The sequence below is a fragment of the Thermogutta terrifontis genome (genome assembly GCF_002277955.1).
In the GTDB taxonomy this organism is placed as follows: Bacteria; Planctomycetota; Planctomycetia; order Pirellulales; family Thermoguttaceae; genus Thermogutta; species Thermogutta terrifontis.
On record NZ_CP018477.1, the window covers coordinates 1,885,850 to 1,911,614 of the forward strand.

A 25,765-nucleotide genomic window follows, 5' to 3' on the forward strand; every position below is an offset into this window, starting at 1 on the left:
GAGTAACGTATCCTTGGCGGCCAGCGGAATTCATTCTTCATCTCGCGGGAAGGAGAAGAGGACGCGGAATCCACGACGAATCGCCCGTCCCCAGTCGGTGACCTGCTTGACGATTTCGTCCGATTTTGCGACCGGAAAAGCTCCCGCCTGCCACGCTGGCCTTGCCCACTCCCAGGGGCGTTCAAGCACCTCCAGATCGATTTCCGCCCGGTCGATTGCCTGTTCAAGGTCTTCCATCCAGTCCGGCCGTCTGTAACCGAATGGAATGTGAAACGACCCTAGTTTTTCAGCACGTTGCGTGAATTGTTCAAAATGTTGGCCTGGTTGTCCGATAGAAAGCTCCCGCATGGCCGGACGGACGAGTGCCGCGATATGGGCCTCCTGCAGTGGTCGCAGACAGCCACCTTTCAAAAGTTCATGCAAGCCGGCTAGATGAATACCATGCATTTTGCGCAGCCGCTCGTACTTTTTAAGGAAGACCTCATCCCAGCCACGGAACTGGGTTGCCAGTTCATTTTCCCACGCTTCGGCGAGCTCCCATTGTTCATGGAGGAGCAGGACACGATGGGCAACAATAAAGGGTTTGAGCATCCACTGACGCCGCAGGAACTCTGCCTTGACTTTAAGAAACTCCAGAAGAATGTAAAGATTTTGACCATAGTCGGACTGGACGGTCATGCTGTTATAGTCAAGATAGTCCTCGTAATTCTCTAAAACGCTCTCGATAATCAGGCGAAGGTATTCGCCAGCCTTGGCCAGCGGGAGTTCTCCCGACCGCACATCGTCGCACAGCTTCTGAAACTGAGGTTCGTCGGATTCAATCGCCGCTTCGAGCCAGCGTATTGGGCCGGTGGTCAGGACACCGCGCAGGTTCGCCTGGGCCATGAACGTGGGAGTAAATATGGCCTGGCCATAGTCCATGATAAACTTGCGAAGGTCTCGCCACTGTTTTTGAAACGGCGTGGTTTCTAAAGTGGAAAGGTAAATTTCCTGAGACAGGGCCATCCAGAAATCGGCAAGCACCTGTGCGACGGTAATCAAATTCTCGAGAATGCGATGCCGGTGTTCTTCGGCGGAGATTCTTGGATTTTGAGGTGCAGCCACCAGTGCTGCCATAATGCCCTCGGCGAGGGCCTCAAACAGCCGTTCGATTTCCGAAACTTTTCCACCACTTTCCACCTGGGATTGCTCGGCACTTTTGACAAAACTGACAACGCTGAGCGCCGGTAGAACCCAACCTGCCCGGGATGCCAGGTAAACCAACAATCCGAGAGAACGATGGAGAACGCGGGCTTCGAAATAAGTTTTTGGTGACCCACCGCGGGTGATGGGCTGATAGAGCACCGGTCTTTCGTTGACCAGGGCAGGAATTTTTTCGAGACTCTCCTCAAAGATTTCGGGCTGTGAGAAGAGGACGGAGCGAAGAAGACCAGAATACACGTCCTCCCATTCGTCGCGGACCGTTGGTTCGGTCGGGAAACGATCTCCCATGGCGGCCCTGATCAGAAATCTCAGGTTCGCAATGTCCAGCGCTGCATGGAGGGCACGTTCCAGAAGCGTTTCGCGAATGTTCCTCCGGCGTTCAAATTCAATCATGCTGTCCAACGAGGTGCCCGGAGGAGGTACCGGAAACCGCCGCAAATCCTCAGCCAGTTGAAGAAGGTCCTGTTGCACGCGATAGCTGTGGCGATACCAGTTGATCAGAGTTTCGCCGGTGAATTCATCCTCGGGGAGTTGATAGAGAGTTCCGAGGAGTGAATCAAAGCGGATCAGCATTATGGCGCTGAGAAAATTACAGCGGTCAAAAATTTCGTTGTGGACAGCGGCCAGGCCAAAGTCGGTGGGAATGTCGTCATCCACGATCGAGCCTTCATGGCCGTCATCGGCACTATCGCGGAATACGACGCCCTCGTAAGCCGCTTCAAAGAGGTCTTCCATTCCGCCCTCGGGCTCCTCTTCTCCGGGGAGGGCAGCGGCCTGGCGTTCCGTCCGTCCGAGCAGTTCAGAGAGTTTCGGCACGCGAAAAAAGTCTTCCGCATTGGCTTCCAGAAAGTCCAAGAATTTCCGGGTTTGATCCCATCGATGGTGGGGGTTTTTCTCCTGTTTCCAAAAAGCCTGAAACCACCGCAGGACAATGACCTGGAACGATATCTCGCCGCTTCCCAATCCGACTTCGTGTGCCCGGGAGGCCCAATGCACCAGAAGAGCCATCGCAGCTCTCAGATCGCCGTGCTGGACAAGGGTATCGACGAGGAGCCCGTAGCTGATCGCCGATCGGAGCGATTCGGCATGTTCGCGCCAGAACGCGAGATTGTGGGCTTGACCCGGTTGCTGTCGCCAGTCGTGAATAACGCCCGCCACCTGCTCGGAAGCTTCGCATTCTTCATGCGCCACAAAACTGTTAATATCCGAGATGGCGGTGGTTCCGAATTGGTCCCACCATTCCGCCAGCGCTCTTGCCTGTTGGGCGATCCGGGCGTCCAGTTCGAGATCACCGGAAGCGGCAGCCTCTCGCCGCAGTGCAGCAAACTGCTGGAACAGTTCCTTCATGAGACCGATCAACTGGTCCACACGATGGTCGTAAATCGAATCCCGGGTATGTTCGAAAATGGGAAACAGGCCACCGAATCCCAGAATGCACCAGGGATCAATCACTGCTCCACAGGCGATAGCGCGGTGAAGCAGATCGACTGCCTCAGCCAAACGAGTAGCCGATTCCTTAATTCGCCCGCGTCGCAGAAGCCACTCGCATTCGCTGAGCTGACATCGAATTTCACAGCGGATGCGGGCGGCACCTGAGTGGATTCGGTGCATCCAACGGCGGGCCTCCTGGATTGCCCCCATTCGCGCGAAGCAGTATGCCCACGCAGCGGCACATAACTCCTGGGATCGATACGCCGACAATCGTTGGTTCAGCGCCTGCCGGGTTCCACCAAAAGGCTGTCGAAGCTGGCGTGCCTCTTCCTCCAATCGGGTCCGCCTTGCTCCGCTGCAGCGGTTCAACAGATCCACGTAAAACTGATCACGAAGCCTGGCGATACCCTGCAGCCAGCGGTCGATTTGCACGGTCGAAAGGATGCCGCCTGGCCGGTCACCGCAGATACCGGAGGCCATGAGAGTGGTCCCGGCAAGGACGGCCGCCGCTTCGAACAGGCGCTCTTCACGATCCGCCGGGTCCGCTTCTGCGACGCGTGATAAAACACTTTCGAGGTGGGCGTCATGGAGCACGAACCGGCAGTAGTAGCCCCGCCTGTTGAGCTTGTGAGGGTCCCACAATCCATAGAGGTAATTCGGCCGCTGTTGGACCGGGTGATCCATATCATACCCGCGAGGATCAAGCACGATTTCCTCGAGTTGTTCCAGGTCGAAAAGCGCTGCCCGCCGCAACTCTTCAGGAGTTTCTCGCAGGATATTGAGGGCCGTTTCGATCAGCGCCTGATACCGCCCCACGGCAGCCCCGGCTCCCCTCACCCAAAGCGGGACCGCACAGACATACTCATGATCGTAAGGTTTGCACCGACGGTCACCTTCGAGAACGGCTACCGGCCGGTACCCCAGATAATCGTTAAGTTGCTTGAGGGTGGCCTTCACCAGGGTGTCAGAAACGCAGGGTTCACCCTCCGTGCTGGCGAGGGTTGCCAGAATCCCCTCGCAGAATCGCGCAAGCAGAAACGGATGACAATAATCGTCGGCACTCCAGTGGCTTAACAGATCCCGGTGAAAATCACGGTACGCCGGCATGACCGTGTCAAAAAGAAAATTGAGCACGAATTGAGCTCGGGTCAGGTCGGAAAATGCGGCGTTCTGTTCCGCGAGTTCCTCACTGCTGCGAACGAGGTGTTCCCGGAGTTTCTCAAGTCGCGGTGGTTGGCTGTCGGCTTCCCTGTTGGCCGATTCTGTCAGGCCCAGTGAAAGAAAAAGCGCATTCCATGCCTGAAAAAACTGGGGATCCCGAACACCATCCGAGAAGTTGAGATACCCCAGGATGATTTCTTCAGGGGACTTGAACTTCCGCGGGTCTGTCATAGCGCGAAACTCCGGTATGGCTGATCCTCCTTTAGCCGACCAACTGGCCCCCATTGTGGCGGGTAAGTCGGGAATCCGCTCCAAGGTCCGGAAGAGCGTCGACTATCTGGCATTCTACCGCAGAGGCTCATCTTTTATAACCGATGCACGAAAACCTGGAACAGCCGGCGAGTTTCGTTTTGTGGCGGGCCATCAGGTGTGAAGGTCGGCCAGGGTGTCGCAACATTTGGGTCAGGCTGGGGGCACTTCGTGAATTGCCCCTGCCCAAACCATTTGGCTATATCGGACGTGTGGTGGGCACAATTCGTGAATCGTCCCTCTGTGAATCTCGGTACGCTCAGGTTCGGCGTGGTCTCGGGGGCCGGACAACCAGCGCATTTTGCACGCCGGGCCCAAACTCGTGCCCAAGGGCTCTGTCAAAAGTGAATAAACTTTGGGAACAAAGTACATTCAGGGCGCGGGCCAACAGCTGTCAAAAAGTATCCCAGAAAAAGAGCGTTTCTTTTCCAAACCACCTAATTATCATGGATAATAGCCGGACAGGCGATGCATTCCGCACGGATTGCTGGTATGCGGGCTCCCGCTTTGCTCTCCTGGGATAGCGAACGCCGTCAGCGGGGAGCGGGCGGGGTGTGGCAGCTTTTCGGTTGTCGTAAGGACGCACCTGACGTTGAACGCCAGATCGACATACGAGGCAGAGAGATGACGCAACGCGCGATGAAACGTGCCCGACTGTGCCTGATGATGGCAGCTCTTCTGCTGGGAAGTTTTTCCGGTCCCCGAAACTCCGAGGCGGTGGCGCCGGATCTCATTCGGCCCCAGCAACTGGCACCGTACGGTTTGGAACTCGCCTGGTTCAACCAGGTGCAGATGGATCCCAGTGTCGGTAGGATGACGAGCTGGCTATTGGATCGAGGGACACTGTTTGTCGTGACCGACACAGCCGTGCTCCAGGCGTTCGACGCCGAGACCGGTCGTTCCTTGTGGGCAACAACTGTCGGGAGTCCCGATTTGCTCACCTTGAAACCGACGGCTAGTGAACATCTGGTCGCGGTGGTGAATGGGAGTACGATCTATATCCTGAACAGACACACCGGGGTCATTCTCTGGAAACGCCAGACCGAAGGTGCTGTAGGAGCGGGGCCGGCCTTGAGTCCGACTCGGGTGTTTGTGCCGCTTATTCGCGGAAAGATCGAGTCTTACCGATTTGAATGGGCCACGCCTGAGATGGCAGCGGCTACTGGCACACCGCTTGTGGAAACAGCTACCTTTGGGCAAACGGGCAGCAGCCAGCCGACGAGCAACAATCGGGGAACCGGCGGTCAGGGCGCTCAGCAGACTTCCCCACAAGCCGAAACGGAAACACTTCCACCTGAAGCTACCGTGACCGCCCAACCGGTGGGAAAAGAGGAACTCCGCCTTTCCACGAAACAGAGACCGGGGTTATTTGTGATGTCCTGGGGGCACGCTCTTGTGGAGCCTCGGCTCACCTATGCGGATTCCAATCGGGAACGGGTGGCCTGGCCGACTGACCAGGGATTGCTTTTCGTGGCGGAATTGGATGTCCGTGCAGAATTGCGATTCCAGGTTCAGTACTTTTTGCAGACCAACGGAGATATCGTCGCGCCTCCCTGTATCCGTCCCGGTGATCCGACGCTCTCCAACGATCCCAACCGGATGTTATTTGTGGCCACCACCAACGGATTCATCCACGCCTTAAGGGAATACGACGGCAAGGTTTTGTGGCGTTTTTCCACGGGCGAGCCCATTAATCAATCACCAGCCCTTGTGGGGGATGACCTCTACTTTACGACACAAACCGGTGGGCTTTATCGCGTCAAGGCCACCACCGGGGAACTGGTTTGGTTCAGTCGCGGAATCAGACAGTTTGTGGCTGCGAGCGACCAGCGCGTTTACGGAATCGACGGGATCAACCAGTTGGTCATCATGGATATCCAAACTGGTTCCCGGCAGGGACAGTTTGATGTGACACGTTACCCGCTTCGATACATGAATTCGCAGACCGACCGAATCTATCTCGCCAACGAACAGGGCCTGATTCAGTGCCTGCGAGAAAGCAGATTGACCCAGCCCATCAAACATATGGTGCCTGTTACCCAACCCCCCAAACAGCCGCCTAAGCCAGCGCAGGCTCAGCCGCAGGCCCTGCCGCAACCCGCAACTCCAGCTCCGACTCCTCCGGTGGGAGAAAACCCATTTCAATGATGCGATCTAGCGGGTGGTCTATGGTTTTGTTACTCCCTCGGTAACTGTCTGGCTTCGGTCAAGCGCCGCGACGGACACGTCTGGCGAAAGCAGAAGCGACTCACAATTTGGAAGATCGCTGCGAAACGGCGGGAATCAGGTTGCGTGTCTGGGGGATCGGCAAAGAAGACCGACGAGGTTAGGGACTGGATTCGGACTCGCCCCCACCTTTGGAAATGGCCCGTTCGGCAAGGGAGAAATTTTCGATGCGGGCGGTTTTCAGCACAGGTTGCCCGAGCAGGCGGTTGATCCGGGTGACGACTTTTCTCGCCAAATAGTCCACCTCCTGGAGTTCAGAGGGACTGGTTGCCCGAACGGTCACGAGGACCTCGTCTCGGATGACTTGGCCGAAGGACTGGATAAATCGGCCAAAACTGTCGGGATCGTCGAAGGTGGTCACTACCCGGAATTGAAAGCTGGCTTCGCGAATCAGGCCGCTGGCTGGATCGTAAACGCGGACGCAAAAGTCCCCAAAATCGGCTTCGCCATTGCCCAGCCATTTGGCGGCCGGGGCTGGGCGGGAGTGTGACGCCCCCCAGGCTTCGCCCATTCCCAGCTTCTCAAGCCACTGGCTCCAGTGCGTATGGGAACTTGCGAGGAGGCCGATAAAAAAGGCAGGGAGAATTCCCAGAAAAACGGCCAGCACTTCCACCCAGACCAGCCTGCGACGCGGTGCGACGGCAGAAGGGGTGCGCGCTCCAGCCGGCGGGATCGGGTGCGTGCCCCGCGAAACACCGTTCCCTTTATCTGGTGAAGACGAGCGCATTGAGGACTTTTCGCCGTGCGCCACAAGCAAACCTCGCTGGAAAATGGCTCGAACCTGAAAAGACGAAGGCGGTTTAGTTGCGCCGCATAGGTTTTCTGTGAAGAGTATAGCATATTTTCCGGCCGTAACCCGACGCCATGCGAGCTTTGCCCACAAAATAGATCACGGCGGGTTACCATAGATCCCGAAAAATCAATTGCTGAATCGGAGCGTATCCCCGCTCGAAAGCCCGGGACCGGCACCGCCTCGCGGTCAGCATTCGAATCCGGGCGGCCGTTCGTAAAGTTTCTTGCGAGTGGCCCAAAGACCGGCAGAAGGTGTAGGAATGTAATAAATCGTCTCGCCGTCTGGGGTTGTATTCCACCCCTCGCGGAGCTTGTCAATCGGATAGCGGCGAAGCGTCTCTTGGAGATCCGCGTACTTGAAATTCACCCCCTCGATTTCTTCGCGCGTCAAATGGCCGGGGGCATAGGTGATGGTGAAACGGCCCTCCGAGGAACCATGAATGAGGTGGGCCGCGGCATGGGCAAGGTCCTGGAGATCCGCGTTCGTTCGATACAGCTCCATAATCCGCTTGGTTCCGACGTACCCATATTTTCGGATTAATCGATCCACCTCTTCCTGTTCACCAAATCGTTTTAGGCCCGGGGCGATGATAATGAGTTCGCCGCCATCGGCCATGACCATCCGGGTACGATAGATCGCCTTGTTCGCCACCCAGGTGCTGACGAATTCGTCCTCCTGCATGTAGCACACAACTTTGTGAAGCGGTTCTTCAAACACCTTGATGTTCTCTTCGCGGGACTGCCGCGCCGCCATCAAATAGGTGTCCAAATCATCGCCCACGTAGATGCCCGTGTGAACAAGCTGATCCTCTGGATTGCGGGCCATGACAATTTGGATGTAAAAGTCCGGCAGCGAACCGAGGAAATCTTCCTCTGCTTTGTTAAAACACGCCCGAACCGGCGTGATGAGCGTCCCCAGATTGTTTTCTATTCCACAACAGGCCGCCGCAATGTGCGAGGCACAAATGGTCCGCTTTCCCGCCAGACCAATGAAATAGTTCTTGTTGTGATTGGCGAATCCCAACACTTCGTGGGGAACGACGTGCCCAATGTTGATGATTAAATCCCACTTTTCCCGCATGAGCATCGTGTTCAGATCGATGGGAATCGCCCAGTCTGCCGCACCTCGGCTGACCTCCTTAACAAATTCGGCAGGGACCTCGCCCACGGGGACGACGGTGTCAATCCAATGATGGGCGTGAATCCGTTCATGGGGGATGCTTCCAAACATGCGGGCGTTCTGTTCGCGACTGTGCGGCTCATGCTGGCCCAATGTGGGGATGACATGCACGTCGGCGTCCTTGGCCAGCATTTGATAGAGCATCTCGGTCATTTTGCCCGCACCGGAGTGCATGCGTGTGATGTCGGGCGGAAGAAGGAGAACTCGCCTGGGAGAGCGGCAAATTCTCGCCCGGGCCTCATCCAACGCCCGTTCCATCAGTTCGCGAATACGGGGCCACTCAATCTGCGAAGCTCGCTCATAAAACCAGGGCATGGGTGATTGTTTTCTCCTGCTGCGGTGTTGATCCGATGCCAATCTATGCCAGCGTAATTGATCTATTATGACGCGCGAGAGGCAGACTGGGGAGCCCGCGACGCAGCTGGTCTCCGCATACCCGTTGGGCAAAATTTGCGTTCCGGATAAAAGGATCGGCCGATTTGCGTGGCCAGCCGGTCGAACAGGCCCGTGACGTTGCTGGCTGAGCGTGAGAAAGGTTCAACAGGAACCTGACAAAGTGATACGGATTGCTGCGTTTCTCAGCCAACCACGGTAGGGGCGATTCATGAATCGCCCGTCCAGCCCGTCAAGCATCACCCGACGATTTCAGTACGACCAATTCATGAATTGCCCCGCCCACTGAGCAACACCGCCCCCACGGCGGACGAACTTCATTGCGACCGCGTGCTGTCGCTTCGTCTGATGGGAGGCGTTACCGCGGCCGTGGCTGCCAAAATGGCCAGAAGCAGGAGGCAGAGCCCTCCCAAAATACCACCTTTCCAAGGCGACTGATACGAAACCCGCACCTCACGAGTTCCCGCGGGAACGGAGACCACAGTTCGTCCCCACGAGTCCGACCCAATTGGCAGGGAATGGCCGTCGGCTGTTGCCACCAATCCCTTCCGCCAAAGATAATTGAGCACGAGTCGTCCACCTTCCGGTTTATCCTCACAGTCCACCACAAGGACCGCACCACTCGGGCAACGAAATTTGGCTGGCCGCCGGCGCGGATGTACATTGTGCACACGGTTCTTTTCCGTTGCGACCGCCCGAGTGAGCCGCGCAGATTGTGAGCAGACGGCAGCCTGCTCCAGCCCAGGCTCTTCCCAAAAGGCCGGGGGATCGGCATCTTCCACCGGGAACACGGCTACGAATTCATCGAAATATGCCGGTCGTTGGCTGCGGCACCACGCACGGATGCGGAAGTCGTCGAACAAACTTTGCGTTTCGGCCCAGCGGGCGTCCCAACTTGGGCTGCGAACCGGCTGAGCGGCCGTTCGATGAAGCACAACATACTGCACGCCGTATTTCTGAAACGTCTGCAAAGGCGCGGTGGTCAAACCGTCAAGTACGCGGCGGTACTCATTCGTCTGGCGGACGAATTCGCTGTAGCCGTCAAGGGACTCTACGCCGTAGACCATCGGAAAGTCCAGGCCCAATCCCCATACGAAGTTCTCGGCCGGGGAGCGGAACGGCGTTATGGGGGCGATTCGGGCTGCGCAGTCGCCTGGGGCCAAAAGCTCTGCCAGTCGCGGCGGAAGAGGACGATAGTCTCTGTCGCCATACTGGTAAAAACACGTGTCGACAAGGAACACGTGCCACACAAGCAAGACAAGTGTCATGCCTATCGTGATCCACAGCGCTTGACGCTGTTCCGGCGAGGTGTTGCTGAGTGTGCAGGGTCTCTGGCCATTTCGCTCGATGAAAATGTGCTGCCAGAACTTCGCCCCTACCACAAGCGCTCCCAGGTGGAAGAAGGGAAGATACTTGAACGGGTGGTATGCCTGCCCGATGATCGGAAAACGCGACTGAAGCCACCATAACCCGCCGACATTCCCCAGGGCAAGTACCAAAGCGAGGACGGCGATCAACTGCCAAAACGATGCGAGGAAAGAAGCGGCCTTGCGGACATGAAGACCATACCAGGTGACACATCCCAGCCACAGGAGCGTGAATAGACCGCCGGCAAAATAAAACTGTCCGTGATGGGGATTAGTAGGATCGGCCCAATTGCAGGGGCTCGGCGCCCGCGCTAGCGGATACGGAAGAACGAGACACAACAGGCCGTCGAAAATGCCTTCGTGAGGACCCGGGGGACGTTGCACCTGCGAAACCACAAGGAGTTGCGGAACGAGAAGCGGAGCCGCCACGGCGCTCGCGACGAGTGCGGCTGAGACCAATATCGCCCAGCGGCGAACAGACCACCGGCACACCACACCCCGCACAAGAATCGCCGCACCCAGCAACTGGATTGTGTACAGCCACATTTGGGCATTTCCCGCATGATAGAAAAGTCCTGCAAGAACACCCGTGGCGAGAATCCATCTCCAGATTTGGAGTTTGGAATGGGCAAACGGCTCCTGAACGCTTTCCAGTTTGCGAAGTTGAAGGGCCAGCAATGGGACGAAGAGGAACACTGGGGACATGTAATACCAGGAACGACAAGCGATCAGGGCGTATCCACACAGGGACCAGCAGGCCGATGCACACATGCCAAGAGGGGGAATGACCGCTTCCTGCCGCAACAGCCAGAAGAAAGCCCAGTATCCCAGGAAAAGGTGGGACCAGCAAAACACATCGACAAACCAGGTGGGATCCCCTAACACGTCCCGAGAAAAAAAGTACGCCAGATACGTGGGAGGATACGTGAGTGCAAAGGTTCCCAGTTCCGCCAGGGGCATGCCCAGAAACTGGTGAGTTGCCCACTGAGGAAATTGACCGACGGCCGCGATTTCGCACGCCCGGCTGATGACGGGGTAGAAGATGGCAAAGTTGTCGTCCTGAAGGAAATAGCGAGGGTCGCGCGTCTCAAGATACGTGGCAGCCAGCACGACCAGGAGAAACCCTCCTGCTCCCCATGGCAGGCCCCCGCGCACGGAATCAGATATTAGAGTGGCATTTTCGGCCAGAAAGCCCACGTCTGGCGTATTTCTGCCTTTCCTCACGTAAAGCCCACCCAGGGCTATGATCCCCCAAAGGACAAAGAACCACGTGCTCGGATGCTGCGCAAAGTTTGCGAAAATGTGGCGTATCAGGCCGAAGTCGCCGGGGTAATTCCAAAGACCGCTGAACCGCGGCAGGATGGAACGTGAGCAATCCGCCCCCCAGGGCAAGTTGCACGTGAAGAACTCCTGGTGAGCCGGTGGGTCGTGCCCGACAATCGGTTCGGCAACGTTGTTTCGCTCCCATGTGAGTTTATTTCCCGGAATTCGAAGTGACGTGCTCCCGCAAACAATGAGTACGCTCTCAATGTCTCGATGAGATCCCGCTAATACCTGTAAGCGGAGTGATCGGACCCAGGATCCCTTAATCGTCCACTGCCACTCCTGCTCACTCATTGCTGGTGCGGTCCACCAGGCCGGGATGGTGGTTTTGTCCGGTACCCCTTTTAAGCTGACCGGTTCATTGGTAGACGGCAAAGAGCTTTCCAAACCATCGAGGGCAAAGTTTTGGAAAGCCTGTTGGCCGAACGCATTGGATGGACGAATTGCGTCTTGGTGATCTCGCGAATGCCGGGGAAATTCGAGACACACCGGGATGACCGCGTTACTGCGGGTAATCTGGAAAAGTTCGATGATCCCGCGCTCGAGAGGTTTCCGGCAGGAGACCGTCACCAGAACGGGCAGACTCGCATCACCTTTTAACGCCTGGTAGGTATGGATCGCGAGGAGCCAGCAAAGGATGCCGAGCCCGAGTGCGACAAGTCGGAGCTGAATCGCACGTCTATCGCTGCTGAGCATGGAAAGTCGGTTAACCGGCTACCAAACGCTTCGTCCTTGGTGTCTCGTCTGGGAACGATGACTCTCGAAGAACTCGTAAAATACATTCTCTGATTCTCCCCGCCGCAAAAAAGAAATGCCACAACGTCGGATGGGCAGAGCTTCATTCCTGCCGACCGATTTCGGGGGTGTTTTGTTAGTCCGACGTTCCTTAGGAAGTATTTCATTCCTATAACGGTGTCAGGGAGGGCAGAATTTGGCACTCCATTGTCGCCCTTGACAGTGAGGTAATGGCAAAAAGTAACAAATTAGGTAAATTTTCTCTGGTGGAGCCCCTGCGATTTTGGGATTGCCCCGCTCGTCAGGCTGGATATATAATGATGCAGTAAATTGCTCATATTAGTGACGATTTGAGTTGGGAATGAGCCAACGGCGAATTTGACACTAAATCTCATTTGCAGGTCAAGCAAGGATCCACGTGGTATGAGTGATTCTCCCCAGCAAAAGCCCGAGCGGAAACGGAGCGGTGTTGAGGAAGTCAAGGAAGCCAGTCAGTTTCTCTACCGCATACTGGCCGAGGAAGTTTTCAACGATCAACCCGCATTCAGCGAGAAAGCAGTCCAGGTCCTCAAACACCATGGGACCTATCAGCAGGACGACCGCGACAGACGGCGGGAAGGGAAAACGTACATCATGATGGTGCGCGTGAAGGTGCCGGGTGGTGTGCTTACCTGGCAACAATTGCTCGCGCAACTCGATCTGTGCGACGAGCTGGGCAACGCCACGGCGCGAATCACGGACCGCCAGGACCTGCAACTGCATGGGGTTTTGAAGCGGAATCTGCGGGAGGCGATCCAACGGATCAATGAGGTCCAGATGACCACGCTGGGCGCCTGCGGGGACGTGGTTCGGAACGTCATCTGCTGTCCCGCCCCCTTGCGACACGATGGGGTTCGCGAGGAACTCCAGGAGTTGGCACGGGCTGTGACCCGACACTTGCTGCCTCGAACCCCAGCGTACCACCAGATTTGGCTGACCGATCCCGAGACTCAGGAGAAACAACTTGTCGGCGGCCAGGCCGATCCGGAGGAAGTTGAGCCGATTTATGGTAAGACCTATCTTCCTCGCAAATTTAAGATAGCGTTGGGACTGCTGGATGATAACTGTGTCGATGTTTACGCGAATGACCTCGGCTTCGTGGCGATCGTGGAGGACGGCCGGATTGCCGGCTTCAACGTCTTGGCCGGGGGATCCCTTGGAGTAACCCCCAGTAACAAGAATACTTTTCCGGCCCTTGCCAAACCGGTGGGTTTCATCAGTAAGGACGAGGTTATTCCGATTGCCGAAGCAGTGGTGAAGATCTTCCGCGATTTCGGCGAGCGGGGAGACCGGAAGCGGGCACGCCTCAAGTACTTGATTGCCGACCGTGGCATCGATTGGTTCCGACAGACCCTGGAACAGTATTACGGTCGGTCCATCCGAGATCCGCTGCCGGTAAGTGTTCGCGGATTTGACGATCACATCGGGTGGCATGACCAGGGCGACGGCAAGTGGTTTTACGGATTGAATGTGGAGAATGGGCGGATTCTGGATCGCGACGGCTTTCGATTGAAGAGTGCGATTCGCGAAATCTGCCAGAGATTCCAGCCAGGGATTCGGTTTACAGCCCATCAAAGCATTCTGTTTTGCGACCTGCCGGAAAACGTTCGGCCGGAATTGGAAGGAATTCTCCGCGAACACGGCGTACCTTTGAGCGAAGAAATCTCGCAGGTCAGACGCTGGTCAATGGCCTGTGTGGCCCTTCCGACTTGTCCGCTGGCGGTCACCGAGAGCGAGCGCGTTCTGCCGGGGCTGATCGACCAACTCGAGGTTGAACTAGCGCGGCTAGGGCTAGAAAACGAGCGGTTCACCGTGCGGATGACCGGCTGCCCCAATGGATGCGCCCGGCCGTACAACGCCGATATCGGGTTGGTTGGACGAACGGTTAACAAATATGCGATTTATTTAGGTGGGCGATTACTAGGCGATCGGCTCGGCGAGTTGTACCTGGACACCGTGCCGTTGGGGGAAATTATCCCTACCCTTAGGCCAGTACTGACGCTATTTGCCCAGCACCGGCAGAACGGCGAGACGCTGGGGGATTTCTGTCACCGAATAGGGATCCAGAAACTTCGCGAACTGTGCGCCGCAAATGGCGGGCAAGGGGTCGCAATCGCCGAAGGAATGGAAAGCGAAACGTGCTGACATGTGGTTTCACGCGGAACAGACGGCAGCCGCGTGATCAGTGCTTTATCGAATGGGTGTGCTCTGAAAAAGTCCCCGTCCACCCAGTCAATCGGCGAGGGGAATCACGCTAGATGCGTTGGCTGGGTGATGATCCCGCAGTTGATGGGGGATGGGCACGCACCTTTTCGTAGAGCAGATTGATGATCCCCTCGATGACCTCAGCCTGGTTGGTTTCCAGGAGAATGGCCAGCTTTCGCTCGAGGTCGCGTCGTCGGTTCGTTTTCTTGGCTACGGCGATGACCCCTTCCTCGGTGAGTGCGCCACCAGTGCCGAACCGGCTGTAAAGCTCTTCGAATTCAGCGGTTGTCCAATCCTGAAACAGCTCTGGATGGGCCTGGATGACGCGCTCCACAATGGGATTTGTTTGACGATCGAAACGGCGATAGAGAAGGCGCGTGGGGTCGATAAACAGTTCGTCCACGGGGACCCCCAGCCCCTGTGCCAGTTGGCCGATCGTCCGAGGATGGGGCCGTTTGCTTCCCTCGAGAATTCCCCGGATTGTCCGTTTGTCCAATTTGGTGCGTTCCGCCACCTCATTGATGGTGAGCCCGAGCTGAGACATGAGGCGCCGCAGGTTGTCACCGAGTAGATTGTCCATCTCTACAACTCCTCCCACAGACGCTGCGCCCCGCCTGAATGTGCTGTAAGGATCTGCACTACCATGGTAATTCTTCTCACCTGCATGTCGCAACATACAGAAAAATGTGAACGCTTTGGTGCCACCTTGCTTTCAATGAGTGCGACGGCTTGGACACAGGCCAAAGTGTGTACCGAACGATGTCAACAATTTATACTCGATTAAAGACGCAATTTTGACGTGGGTCCTCCCGGCCGCACGAGACAGGTCCGGCCAGTTCGCAAAAGGTCTGTTGAAAAGTATACGTTCTCCCACGCATCTTTCCTAGAATTATGACAATTTCCCCCGGAAAAATATAGGGCCATGAACAGACAGTACGAAATTGCTTGCGAGTGCGGACGGAAAGTCTCTGTTTCCGCGGGCCAGTCGGGAACCACCCTTGTCTGCCAGTGCGGCCGTCAGGTGACCGTGCCTTCTTGGGGGGAACTCTTACGACAGGAAACCCGGGTCGCAGTCGCTGGAACTAGCGAACAGGCCTCCTACAGTCCTCTGGCAGGCTGGGTCACCGGTTTTCGATGGCTGGGCCTGGGACTCATCTTGCTGGCCGTGCTGGGTATGCTCTATCTGTATAGAACCATGCCCTCACTGCCCGATCTGCACAGGGTTCCCCCCGCGGTAGTCTATAATTATTTTCGCGTCCTCCGCACGGGAGTCGATGGGCCGATGCCGCGATTTGAGAGAGACTTTATCGAACACGAAAGAATCTGGCGGGGACTGTGGGACTTGGTGATCCTCGTGGCCATTGTGGGCGCGATCCTCGTGGCGGGAATCACCGTTGCAGAATGGTGGGAACAGCGGCACCAGAAGAGGGTGGCCGAGGCCGAGGACGGGGATGAGGAAAAAACTCCCCCCGAGTAATGCTCGATCGGGATTTCTGCCGCGGCTCATTTCGGCAGGTGGATGGTGAAGGTGCTTCCTCGGCCAACTTCGCTTGTGACCGTCACGTATCCTCCGTGCACCTGCGCCACGTGTTTGACGATGGAGAGGCCCAGCCCTGTCCCGCCGAGTTCGCGGCTTCTCCCGGGGTCCACACAGTAAAAACGCTCGAAGATGCGGGGAAGGTGCCGGCTTTCAATGCCCCATCCCTCATCAATCACGGAAAAGAGAATCTCTTTATCTTGCATTTCTACCCGAACTGTGATCGTTTTTCCGGGATCGCTGTACTTGATCGCATTGTCGATCAGATTGACAATCGCCATCTGGAACAGGCGGGGATTAACATCGAGGTCGGGATCTGTCACAATCTCCGCTTTCAAGGTCATGTTCTTTCTTTCCGCGGCAAGCTGGCACTGCTCAATTGCCCCTTGTATCAGGGCGCTGGCCTTAACCTGCTGGCGTTCAAGAGGCTGATCCGTTGCACTGTCCAGTCGTGTGAGCACCAGAAGATCGTCCACAATTCGTTCCAGTCGCTCGGTTTGTTCGAAGACGATCTGCGTGAAGTGTCGGGCTTGGTCCGGCTCTTCAATCGCACCGTCGAGCAATGTTTCGAGAAAACCTTTCATGGTGGTGAGTGGAGTTTTCAATTCGTGACTGACATTGGCGACGAAGTCTCGGCGCACCCGGTCAAGCACTTCGGTTCGCGTAACATCCCGAACGACCACCAGAAAGTGCACATCCCCGGTGTCATCAAAGCGAAGCGGCACGGCTCTTAGTTCGAGGTGTTGTTCAGGAAATTCGTGAGTAAGCCGAAGCGGTGGCGAAGCCTCGCCGGAAAGGACCCGTTGCCACCACGGTGGAAAGGCCGGGTGTCGAATTCGCTCGGAGAGGATGAGTTGGCCGGGAGACAGATGGGGTGGGAAACGAAGGAGCTGAGCCGCCTGCTGGTTCCACTTCTGTCCCCTTCCCTCTCGATCCAGGATGAGGATTCCGTCGGCAAGATGTTCCAGAACGGCCTCCAACTCAGCCTGAATTTGGCGAAGCCTTTTACGCTCATTTTCACGCTGAACCGTGTAGTCCCGCCACTGTTGCGCCAGTTGCACAATTTCCTGCGGGTACCATCGTGGCACGGATGGCCCACGCTCCTTGACCAGCTTTTCGGGCGAGAGCCCAGCAAGGACTCTGTCGACCCAGAGGCCTACGACCAACCATCCCATAGCACCCAGGAGGCTCCCCCAACCGATACTTCGCAAGCCGCTCCAGAGAATCGTGCCCGACAGATTTGCCGAACTCAAAGGAATCTCTTGCTCGAGCCATAGCACGGCGGGCGCGGAAAGCGCGGTTACGGGAAAAGCCGCCACGCAGCGGAGATGGCCGCCCGACCGAACCTCCTGCCACCGAAACACCGGGCGTCCCGAGTTCCGGCACAGTTGGACCTCCGACGGCTCCGTGGCGGCACGGGTAATTCCCGGCGTTGTGGCTACCAGGACACGTCCGCCTGCGTCGAAAATCGCAAGCTGGAGTTCCAAAGCGCCGGCCTTTTGACGCAAGACGTTGGTCAGGGCTTGGAGGTCCGTCATCTGTTTCGCCGTTTCGTCTGGAAGAATGGTCCGGGCAAGATAGTGCGCCCGCTCTTCGATCCACATGTTCACGAGCTGCTCATGGGTGGCCGGACTCGTGAGTAACCATATCAGGGCAATTGGAACAGTCGTGACAGCCCAAAAAGTGAGAAGCACGAAAGGTAACCTCAATCGAGACAGGCGAAACATGACTGCGATTCCCAAAGTGCGATGTCTGGATCAAAATGGTGGCTTAACCGATCTGACTGACGGAGCTTTATTCCAAGGTGAGCGCGTCGAGATCGGTAGTCTCAGCTTCTTATGTTCTCATTCCCCTGAAATTGATCTTGACTGTTTTCAAGCAATCAATCTACGCTACTTCCGATGGTGCGTCCAAGTTGACGGATGTTGGGACATCTGGAGAGACACCCACGGACGGTGAGCGAAGAAGGAAATCACATGGCACCAACTCCTCGGCCAATGGAGAGCACGGAAGCCTCGTCGCACCCCCGACGCATGGTCCCCTTTCTCGACCTCGGTCGTGCCCAGGCGCCTCTGCGGGACGAGATTGTGGCAGCGCTGGCGAGGGTCGTCGATTCTGGAGTGTTTGTTCTCGGCCCCGAGGTGGAGACCCTTGAACAGGCCCTTGCAGAGTACTGTCATTGCCGGTATGCCATTGCCTGTGCTTCGGGCAGTGATGCTCTGCTGCTTGCGATGATGGCTCTCAACATCGGGCCGGGGGACGAGGTGATCGTCCCGAGTTTCACTTTTTTTGCAACTGCCAGTGCCGTCGCACGGCTTGGAGCCAAGCCAGTCTTCGCTGACATTGACCCGCGATCGTACAACATATCGCCCGAGCACGTAGCGCGATTGATCAGGAAGAATACCAAAGCCATCATACCCGTTCATCTTTTCGGTCAGGCGGCCGACATGACGCCGATTTTGGAACTGGCGGAACGCTTCGGCATAACCGTCGTCGAAGATGCCGCCCAGTCGATTGGGGCGGAGTACCGCGGAAAACGCGTCGGCTCGCTGGGCCGAATTGGATGTCTCAGCTTCTATCCCACCAAGAATTTGGGCGGGATGGGCGACGGTGGAATGTTGACCACCAACGATGGGCAGCTCAGCGATCAGCTTCGCATCCTCCGCGTCCACGGAATGCATCCGCGGTACTATCATCATAAAATTGGTATCAACAGCCGGATGGACGCCTTTCAAGCAGCCGTTCTCCTGGTCAAATTTCGCCATCTGGAGGATTGGGTGGCCTGTCGCCAGGAAATTGCCCAACGTTACACCGCGCTCTTTTTGGAAGCCGGTTTGGAACGGCACATTGTTTTGCCGGAGAGAACCGTGGAAGGGCGCCACGTGTGGAATCAGTACGTCATTCGGGTGCGCAACGGACAGCGTGACGCTCTTCGCAAGTACCTCCAAGAACAGGGAATCGGGACCGAAATCTATTATCCGCTTGGCCTGCACGAGCAGGAATGCTTTCAATTCTTGGGCTACGCTCCCACCGACCTGCCGGAAACATTTCTGGCCAGCCGAGAGGTGCTGGCTCTCCCCATTTTTCCGCATTTGACCGAAGAAGAGCAGCGGACAGTGGTTCGGGCGATCGCGGAGTTTCTGGGGGCACAATCGCATACGTTCCGGATTGGGCCGCCCAAATTTCTGGAAAGAACATCTCAACCGACGACGGAAACACACGTGGAACGCCGGTAACGGCCAGCTCGAAATCTCTTCCCACAGCGGCCGAGAGCCTCCAACTGCACTCCCGCTGTGTGCGGCCAACTATCCGACGCAGCCCGGCGGATCGCACGTGCGAAGCCCAATTCACGAGGAATGCACAACGGCAACCACCGGGACACGGCTGCCAGGGCCCGTTGGGCAGGTACGGCGAGGAGACCCGACGAGCTCACCCGCGCTTTTTCGCCATCTGAGCAGGAGCAAAGACGCCGGGCGGAGGGCCCTCCGGCGCCTTCTTCTTTTCTGTTTCTGACGTCACGACTTTACCCCAGGATGTGCCCTTAAACTCAATTCCCTTGACTTTGTCGGATCTGCGACTCGGGGCCAAAGCGATCATCATCACGAAAACTGTGGCCAGGATGACCACGAGATACCCCGGTGCCCATGCTGGACTGCCTCCCCCGCTCGCCTCTTCAGCGATGAGCAAGCTTTCCCCCAGATTGATAACCGCCAGCCACAAGCACATCACGCGGGCTCCTCACTTCTCTGCGTGTTTTCAGTGGTAGATGACATTTCCGCGATGGCCACACTGTTCGATTATAAACCGGCACGCCGTCTCTGCCAATTTGGCGACTGGTTGCCTGATCACCAGTTTTCCTCCGCCAACGGCGCCCCGGACCTTCGTGCCGTTTCGTGTGGGAGCGAGATTCGCTCCGGAGGCAGTGGATTATCAGGTCCGCTTTTAGAGGGGCCTGCTTGTCAGGTCCGCTTTGCCACGTTAAATCACCCATCGGGTTTCGGCGGGCACGACGAGCGTGCCCCTCCGAAGGATTTCCCCTCCAATGGGGACGAACCTTATCCAAACCGTCCCGTCACATACGCTTCCGTCTCCGGCAACCGTGGGGCACTGAAGATGTCTGGGGTCGGGCCGTATTCGATAAGACGACCCAAATAGAGCAGAGCCGTGTAATCACTCACCCGGGCGGCCTGCTGCATATTGTGAGTCACGATGACCACGGTATATTCCCCAGCGAGTTCTCGGATGAGATCTTCAATCTTGTTCGTCGCGATGGGATCGAGTGCCGAGCAGGGCTCGTCCAATAACAGCACTTCCGGGTTGCCTGCCAAAGCTCGGGCGATGCACAGACGCTGCTGCTGCCCGCCGGAAAGCTGGAGGGCGTTTTGATTGAGATGATCCTTGACCTCATCCCAAAGTGCGGCCGCCCGGAGGCACCGCTCACATTGTTCCTGAAGGTACTGCCGATTTCGGATGCCCTGAATCCGCAGCGGATAGACGACGTTCTCAAAAATGCTCATGGGAAAGGGATTGGGCTTCTGAAACACCATGCCTGCCCGCTTGCGGATTTGGGTCACATCCACGGTAGGATCAAATACCGAGACGCCATCCAACCGGATATCTCCTTCCGTACGCACATCATCAATCAGATCATTCATGCGGTTGACGCAGCGGATCAGCGTGGATTTGCCGCATCCACTGGGACCGATGATGGCGGTTACCTTCCCTTTCGGGATATTCATGGAAATGTCGAAGAGGGTCTGTTTTTTCCCGTACCAGAGGCTGAAATGGTCTATTTCAAGGACGGCGGGCTCTGCCAGAACCTGCGGATGGATTTCGCTTTCAAAAGGTTCACCTCGGGCGATCGCTGCCAATCGCGACGCGCCCTGCAACAGCGATTCTTCGAAGGAAAGCAGTTTTCCGTCACGGCTCGCTCGTACTTGGGAGTTGGAGGGCTGAACTTTTACGGCCGAGCTTAGCCGAGTTGAGGTTGTTTCCGCAGATGACGGTGCAGACTTGGAATCCATGGGAGACACGCGCTCAATAAACGGATTACTGGCCAGACTGGCCAGTTGCGACTCTTTCTTCTCTCGCAAAGCGGCAACCTTACGGCCGGAGTTTATTGGCACAAAAGTTTGCCAGTAGCTCATCTTAGTAAAGCCACGCTTCATCATAAATGCAAGACGCGTGAGGCCCGCCGTAACCGCGCACGCAGTGCGAACGCCCACAGGTTGAGTGCCAGAATAAGCAAAATCAACACCAGTGTTGTGGAGAATACCATCGGCTTGGCGGCTTCGCTGTTGGGACTTTGAAAACCGAGGTCATAAATGTGGAAACCCAGGTGCATAAAACTCCGCTGCAGGTGAATGTAGGGGAAGCGATGATCGATGGGCAACTCCGGAGCCAGTTTGACAGCGCCGGTCAGCATGAGTGGAGCCACTTCTCCCGCGCCACGAGCCATGGCCAAAATCGTGCCGGTGAGGATTCCTGGAAACGCTTGGGGTATAACCACCCGACGCAGCGTCTGCCAGCGGGTAGCACCACAGGCATAGGAGCCCTCGCGGACAGATCGAGGAACTGCGGCCAGTGCCTCTTCAGTGGCCACAATGACTACCGGGAGCGTGAGCAGCGCAAGCGTAAGAGATGCCCAGAGAATTCCCCCGGTGCCAAAAGTCGGGTTGGGGAGCCGAGCCTGGAAGAAAATGCTATCGATCGATCCGCCGACCAGGTAGCAGAAAAATCCGAGACCAAACACGCCAAAGACGATGCTGGGTACTCCCGCCAAATTGTTGATGGCAATCCGTAAACCACTGACGATCACGCCGCCTTTGGCATACTCCCGCAGGTAAAGTGCCGCCAGCACTCCCATGGGCACAACAGCGATGGTCATCAAGAGCGTTAGAAATGCTGTCCCAAAAATCGCCGGAAAGATTCCACCTTCGGTGTTGGCCTCTCGTGGTTCGTCTGTTAAAAACTCCCAGACCCGGCTCAGGTAAACCTGGCATCGCGCAATCAGGTCAAGTTGGTTTGCCGGATACGCGCGAACAATGTCCGCCAGAGCGATGTCTTTCTCCTGACCATCGGCCGTTTTCAGGCGAATGGCATACCGAGCGTTCTCAGCTCGCAGGCGCTCAATTTCCTGCCGCACCGATTCGTAACGTTCGTTTAATTTCTTTTCTGCCTGAGCAACCTCTGCCTCCAAGCGGCGATACCGCGGGGATTGCTTACCTTCTTCCAGTTCCACAGAGCGCAGACGCAGACGGGCAGACTCAAGATCGTGATTGATGTCGCCAAGGACCCGAGTTTCCAATCGCCTGATCACCCTGAACCGGCGGCGTACCTCTGGATGCCAGTGAAGAAAGTTTTCCCATGCCTCGGAGGGCGTGGTGACCTGGGGCTGACCATCGATCACGAAAGCCACGGGAATTCCATAAAACCGTCCCCATGCCATCCGTTCCAAAACAATAACCCAGTCGGGCCAGGTGGTCTTACCCAGGAGAATCTCAGGCGCCGACACCCACTGGAAGTGTTCATTGGTGAGTTCGTAATTACCTGTTCTCACCAGGTACCGCAGAACCCAGCCTTTGTGCTTATCCGTATATTCCTGGAAGGATTTTTGTAGTTCCGGTGACATGTTCTGGATGGATTGAGGGTCTGGACGAAACCATTCGCTTCGAGTGATTTCACCCATCACCACGCGATCCGGCAGTTCCCACCGAACGACACGAAGGGGCCAGAAAGTCCGCGTCCCTTCTACCAGGATGAGGGCCAGCAAACCGAACATCATCGTGAGTGCGATGACCAGCGCGCCGCCAGTCAGCCACAGAGAGGGCTCGGCATAGGCCGAGAGCAATCGTGCGGGGCTGTCCCGCAAGGCGGGCGGTTCACGAGAAATTCTTGTGTTTCTCGAAGTTATAACCTGTGTCATCGAATTGGAACCGTTAAGCCATCCAGGTTTAAGTGATGGAAGCGGTCTGAAATCACAATTGAAATGCCTTCTTGCGGAACCGTAGACGGACGAGCTCCGCCACGGTATTGACGATAAACGTGATAACAAACAGGCAAAGCCCGGCCAGGAACAGCATCCGGTAGTGCGTGCTGTACTGGACCGCCTCGGGCAATTCCACCGCGATGTTGGCCGACAACGTTCGGAAACCGCTGAATATGTTCCAGTCCATGATGGGCGTGTTTCCGGCGGCCATCAGGACGATCATTGTTTCCCCAGCAGCCCGCCCCAGCCCAATCATGAGGGCAGAGAAAAGTCCACTCATGGCGGTCGGAATAACCACCCGGAGAGCGGTTTGCCAGGGCGTGGCACCGGCGCCAAGGGAAGCAGCACGGAGGTGATCCGGTACAGCCGTCAGGGCATCGTCGGCGATCGTGTAAATGATGGGGATGATCGCAAAACCCATCACGAAACCGACGACGAAGGCATTCCGCTGCACGTAGGTACCAAGAAACAATCCACGTGGGTCGATGCCCAAGACATGCGTCAAAAGCCACCCCAGAAGGAAACTGGCAAAGAAGGCTGCCACGACGCCCAGCAGAAATAAGCCGAGCTTGATCCATGCCCAAAGTTGACGAGAAGCAAGTGGCAGAAATCTTTCAAGAGTTGGCCCAATCCACAAGATCTGGGTCATCGCCACGAATACGCCCGCGAGAGGCAACAATACAAACGCCCAGCCAGGTGTTCCCGAGCCTACCCTTCCATTCAGCCATGCCTTGATATCCCCGTGAAAAAAGGCCTTTTCAGCCAGTGGGCCGGCGTAGTTGGCCAGGGCAATGCCCAGCGCGCAGGCCACTAGGATTGTCCAGAACCGGTACCGCGCCGCGACGAACTGCCAGGACCTCGGCAGAACCCGAAGAACGTGTCCGCCCAGCAGGAGCGCGAATGGTACTGTGTAGAACACGGCTAGAACCTGGGGAAGGCGTGTTTCCACCCAGGGGGCAAACACAAGTGCCGCCAGAAAACCCAGCACCACGCTGGGCAGGCCCGCCATCAGTTCCAGGCTGGGCTTGACATACGCCCGCACGCTCTTGTGCAGCACCTCGCTGGTATAAACGGCGGCCAGGAACGCCAGTGGCACGGCAAAAAGAAGGGCGAATACGGTGGCCTTGATAGTTCCGAAAATGAGTGGAGTGAGACTGTACTTGGGCTCAAAGTCGTCTGTACCGCTCGATGATTGCCAGACAAACTCCGGTTTTGGGTACCCCTCGTACCAAACCCGTCCAAAAACAGAGCGGAGCGTGATACCGGCATGAGGGGCGGCAAGCCGCCAGAGTTGGGCCTGGTGCTTTTCGACTGCGATGAGGGCGTCTTCTTTAGGGCCAATCGCCACAGCCGAAATGTGTGTCTCCCACGATTTTGCGGCGTTCCTTGCGGCAGAGAGTGGTTTAGAACCATGAGCGGATGACGCAGTTACCTCTGCAACAAACCTATCTTCCGCGACGAGCTGCTCGCTTGTGGCGTGAAAGACTCTCACCGTTCCGTCGGAGTACGCCACGGAGAAGAGACGACTCCGCTGGGAGGGACCGAAGCACACAGCCGCGGCCGGCCCTTTGCGAAAGATATGTCCCTGCACAAGCTGGACGCCATCGGGAGTCTTAGCATTTTCGGGTTTAATGGGAAACCAGGCAGAGACCTCACCATCGCGGGTTCCAATGAGAAGGGTGTTCTTTCCGATGAGTTGACCGAATGCTGTAATGGTATCGTTTCCGCGAGTGACTCGGAGTCTTTCTGCGACCTGTGGGGCATCCACCACACGGGTGTCAACGCGGAGGAGTCGGCCGTCTTGCCACAGGAGGTAGACCGAATCGCCAACCCCCGACATGCAGAGATAACTCGGAAAACTCTCTCCGAGCTCCGCGTCCAATTCCAAGGAACCCCCGGAAAAGGTCACCGTTTCCTCGCCTGTCAGAAAGTTGAGCTTCTTTTCTGAGGTTCCCACGTGGAGAACTCTATCCTCAGTGAGGGCGGCGAGAAGTCGGGTTTCACCGCGGAAAGAAGAGTCCACCAGGACCACGGCCCGATCACCAAGGACGACCGGGTCTTCCCGCGAAACCGAGACACGCGAATTTCGCCAGAGCCCCTGCCCGGCAGTCCACCAGGCGGCGTCGCCCTCGATGACTACCTTGGTCTCAGCGGCCGGGCTCGGCCGATGAGATCTGATTTGCGCGGGTACTTCCTCCTCAGGGACGGAAGTCATCTGGATCGTGAAACTTCCCGGCAACAGTTTGCCGTCCTGCGTTCCCAGCACAAATGATCGTCGTCGAGCGTCCACCGTGGCGCAGACGATGTTTTCCGATTCACTTAATGGGATCTGGTGAACCATCCGTCCTTGAGCCAACTCCCAGACGGAAAGGATACCCGTTCGCGAGACACCCCAGAGCACGGAAACGGACTCATCCACACCGAATGCCACAGGATTTGAAGGCAGGGCGTCGTCAAGCGATTCATGGCGAGTCTGCCTGCTCTGAAGCTCTTGTTGCGGCTCCTCGGAACTCGGCGGTTCGCCGGACGTTCTTGCAGCCCTTGAGCCCGCAGTCGGCCGCTCCATGGTGAGTCGCACGACTGCCTGGTGAGTTAAAGATGCAGGCCGGAAAAGTGGGAGCACACTCCAGACCAGAAAGACAAAAACCGCCAGAACGGCGACAATTGTGCTGACGCCTCCGAGGGAAATAATCCAGGCTGCGATTCGATCGATTGAGTGGACTATGCGAGTTCTTCGCCTCGACGCACTATCCATCATGCTCCTTCATACTCGCCCAAATGACAATGCCCACGATGTGATTCATAAATGTGGCTTGATGGATGAAATTTGTCGTCTGCGTCTTCTGTAGTGAGGTCACGTCGCACGGGCTAAACCA

General features: G+C 56.8%; 15 protein-coding genes. 5 read left to right on the forward strand and 10 right to left on the reverse strand.

Going from position 1 to position 25,765, the window contains the following annotated elements; genetic code table 11:
* Positions 1 to 30: 30 nt before the first annotated feature.
* Positions 31 to 4,026 (reverse strand): hypothetical protein, encoded by a 3,996-nt coding sequence (locus THTE_RS07125; RefSeq protein WP_095414775.1) that lies wholly within the window; start codon positions 4,024 to 4,026, stop codon positions 31 to 33.
* 16 nt (positions 4,027 to 4,042) lie between these two features.
* Between THTE_RS07125 and THTE_RS07130 the strand changes: the two genes are divergently transcribed.
* Complete coding sequence (locus tag THTE_RS07130; protein WP_095414776.1) at positions 4,043 to 4,228, forward strand: hypothetical protein; 186 nt, start codon at positions 4,043 to 4,045, stop codon at positions 4,226 to 4,228.
* Between the two features lie 368 nt (positions 4,229 to 4,596).
* Entirely contained in the window at positions 4,597 to 6,252 is a 1,656-nt protein-coding gene (locus THTE_RS07135) for an outer membrane protein assembly factor BamB family protein (protein WP_168175805.1), read from the forward strand.
* Between the two features lie 178 nt (positions 6,253 to 6,430).
* On the opposite strand, the gene THTE_RS07140 is transcribed toward THTE_RS07135, so the two are convergent.
* From THTE_RS07140 to THTE_RS07150, 3 genes are all read right to left on the reverse strand, one after another.
* A complete protein-coding gene (locus tag THTE_RS07140; protein WP_157731881.1) occupies positions 6,431 to 7,081 on the reverse strand; it encodes a hypothetical protein in 651 nt (216 codons plus the stop codon).
* A gap of 228 nt (positions 7,082 to 7,309) precedes the next feature.
* Complete coding sequence (locus THTE_RS07145) at positions 7,310 to 8,617, reverse strand: nickel-dependent putative hexonate epimerase (RefSeq protein WP_095414779.1); 1,308 nt, start codon at positions 8,615 to 8,617, stop codon at positions 7,310 to 7,312.
* 395 nt (positions 8,618 to 9,012) lie between these two features.
* Positions 9,013 to 12,081 carry a hypothetical protein gene (locus tag THTE_RS07150; protein ID WP_095414780.1) on the reverse strand — a complete coding sequence of 1,023 codons (3,069 nt, stop codon included), beginning with the start codon at positions 12,079 to 12,081 and terminating at the stop codon, positions 9,013 to 9,015.
* 462 nt (positions 12,082 to 12,543) lie between these two features.
* On the opposite strand from THTE_RS07150, the gene THTE_RS07155 reads away from it, so the two are divergent.
* The gene (locus THTE_RS07155) at positions 12,544 to 14,304 is read left to right on the forward strand and encodes an NADPH-dependent assimilatory sulfite reductase hemoprotein subunit (protein ID WP_095414781.1); all 1,761 of its coding nucleotides are present in this window, start codon (positions 12,544 to 12,546) and stop codon (positions 14,302 to 14,304) included.
* 109 nt (positions 14,305 to 14,413) lie between these two features.
* Here the strand turns inward: THTE_RS07155 and THTE_RS07160 are convergent, their stop codons facing one another.
* Positions 14,414 to 14,944 (reverse strand): helix-turn-helix domain-containing protein, encoded by a 531-nt coding sequence (locus THTE_RS07160; RefSeq protein WP_157731883.1) that lies wholly within the window; start codon positions 14,942 to 14,944, stop codon positions 14,414 to 14,416.
* A 342-nt stretch (positions 14,945 to 15,286) separates the two neighbouring features.
* Between THTE_RS07160 and THTE_RS07165 the strand changes: the two genes are divergently transcribed.
* Positions 15,287 to 15,841: a hypothetical protein gene (locus THTE_RS07165; protein ID WP_095414783.1), complete on the forward strand. Its 555-nt coding sequence runs from the start codon at positions 15,287 to 15,289 to the stop codon at positions 15,839 to 15,841.
* A gap of 26 nt (positions 15,842 to 15,867) precedes the next feature.
* On the opposite strand, the gene THTE_RS07170 is transcribed toward THTE_RS07165, so the two are convergent.
* Complete coding sequence (locus THTE_RS07170) at positions 15,868 to 17,628, reverse strand: ATP-binding protein (RefSeq protein WP_095414784.1); 1,761 nt, start codon at positions 17,626 to 17,628, stop codon at positions 15,868 to 15,870.
* Positions 17,629 to 17,877: 249 nt separating this feature from the next.
* Between THTE_RS07170 and THTE_RS07175 the strand changes: the two genes are divergently transcribed.
* Positions 17,878 to 19,137 carry a DegT/DnrJ/EryC1/StrS family aminotransferase gene (locus THTE_RS07175; protein ID WP_237260225.1) on the forward strand — a complete coding sequence of 420 codons (1,260 nt, stop codon included), beginning with the start codon at positions 17,878 to 17,880 and terminating at the stop codon, positions 19,135 to 19,137.
* A gap of 193 nt (positions 19,138 to 19,330) precedes the next feature.
* On the opposite strand, the gene THTE_RS07180 is transcribed toward THTE_RS07175, so the two are convergent.
* The 4 genes from THTE_RS07180 to THTE_RS07195 form a co-directional block, all read right to left on the reverse strand.
* Positions 19,331 to 19,630: a hypothetical protein gene (locus THTE_RS07180; RefSeq protein ID WP_157731885.1), complete on the reverse strand. Its 300-nt coding sequence runs from the start codon at positions 19,628 to 19,630 to the stop codon at positions 19,331 to 19,333.
* 326 nt (positions 19,631 to 19,956) lie between these two features.
* Positions 19,957 to 21,048, reverse strand: a complete 1,092-nt coding sequence (pstB, locus tag THTE_RS07185) for a phosphate ABC transporter ATP-binding protein PstB (RefSeq protein WP_237260226.1) — start codon at positions 21,046 to 21,048, stop codon at positions 19,957 to 19,959.
* 20 nt (positions 21,049 to 21,068) lie between these two features.
* Positions 21,069 to 22,826 carry a phosphate ABC transporter permease PstA gene (gene pstA, locus THTE_RS07190; protein WP_095414787.1) on the reverse strand — a complete coding sequence of 586 codons (1,758 nt, stop codon included), beginning with the start codon at positions 22,824 to 22,826 and terminating at the stop codon, positions 21,069 to 21,071.
* A 52-nt stretch (positions 22,827 to 22,878) separates the two neighbouring features.
* Positions 22,879 to 25,647: an ABC transporter permease subunit gene (locus THTE_RS07195; protein WP_207651803.1), complete on the reverse strand. Its 2,769-nt coding sequence runs from the start codon at positions 25,645 to 25,647 to the stop codon at positions 22,879 to 22,881.
* Positions 25,648 to 25,765 lie beyond the last annotated feature (118 nt).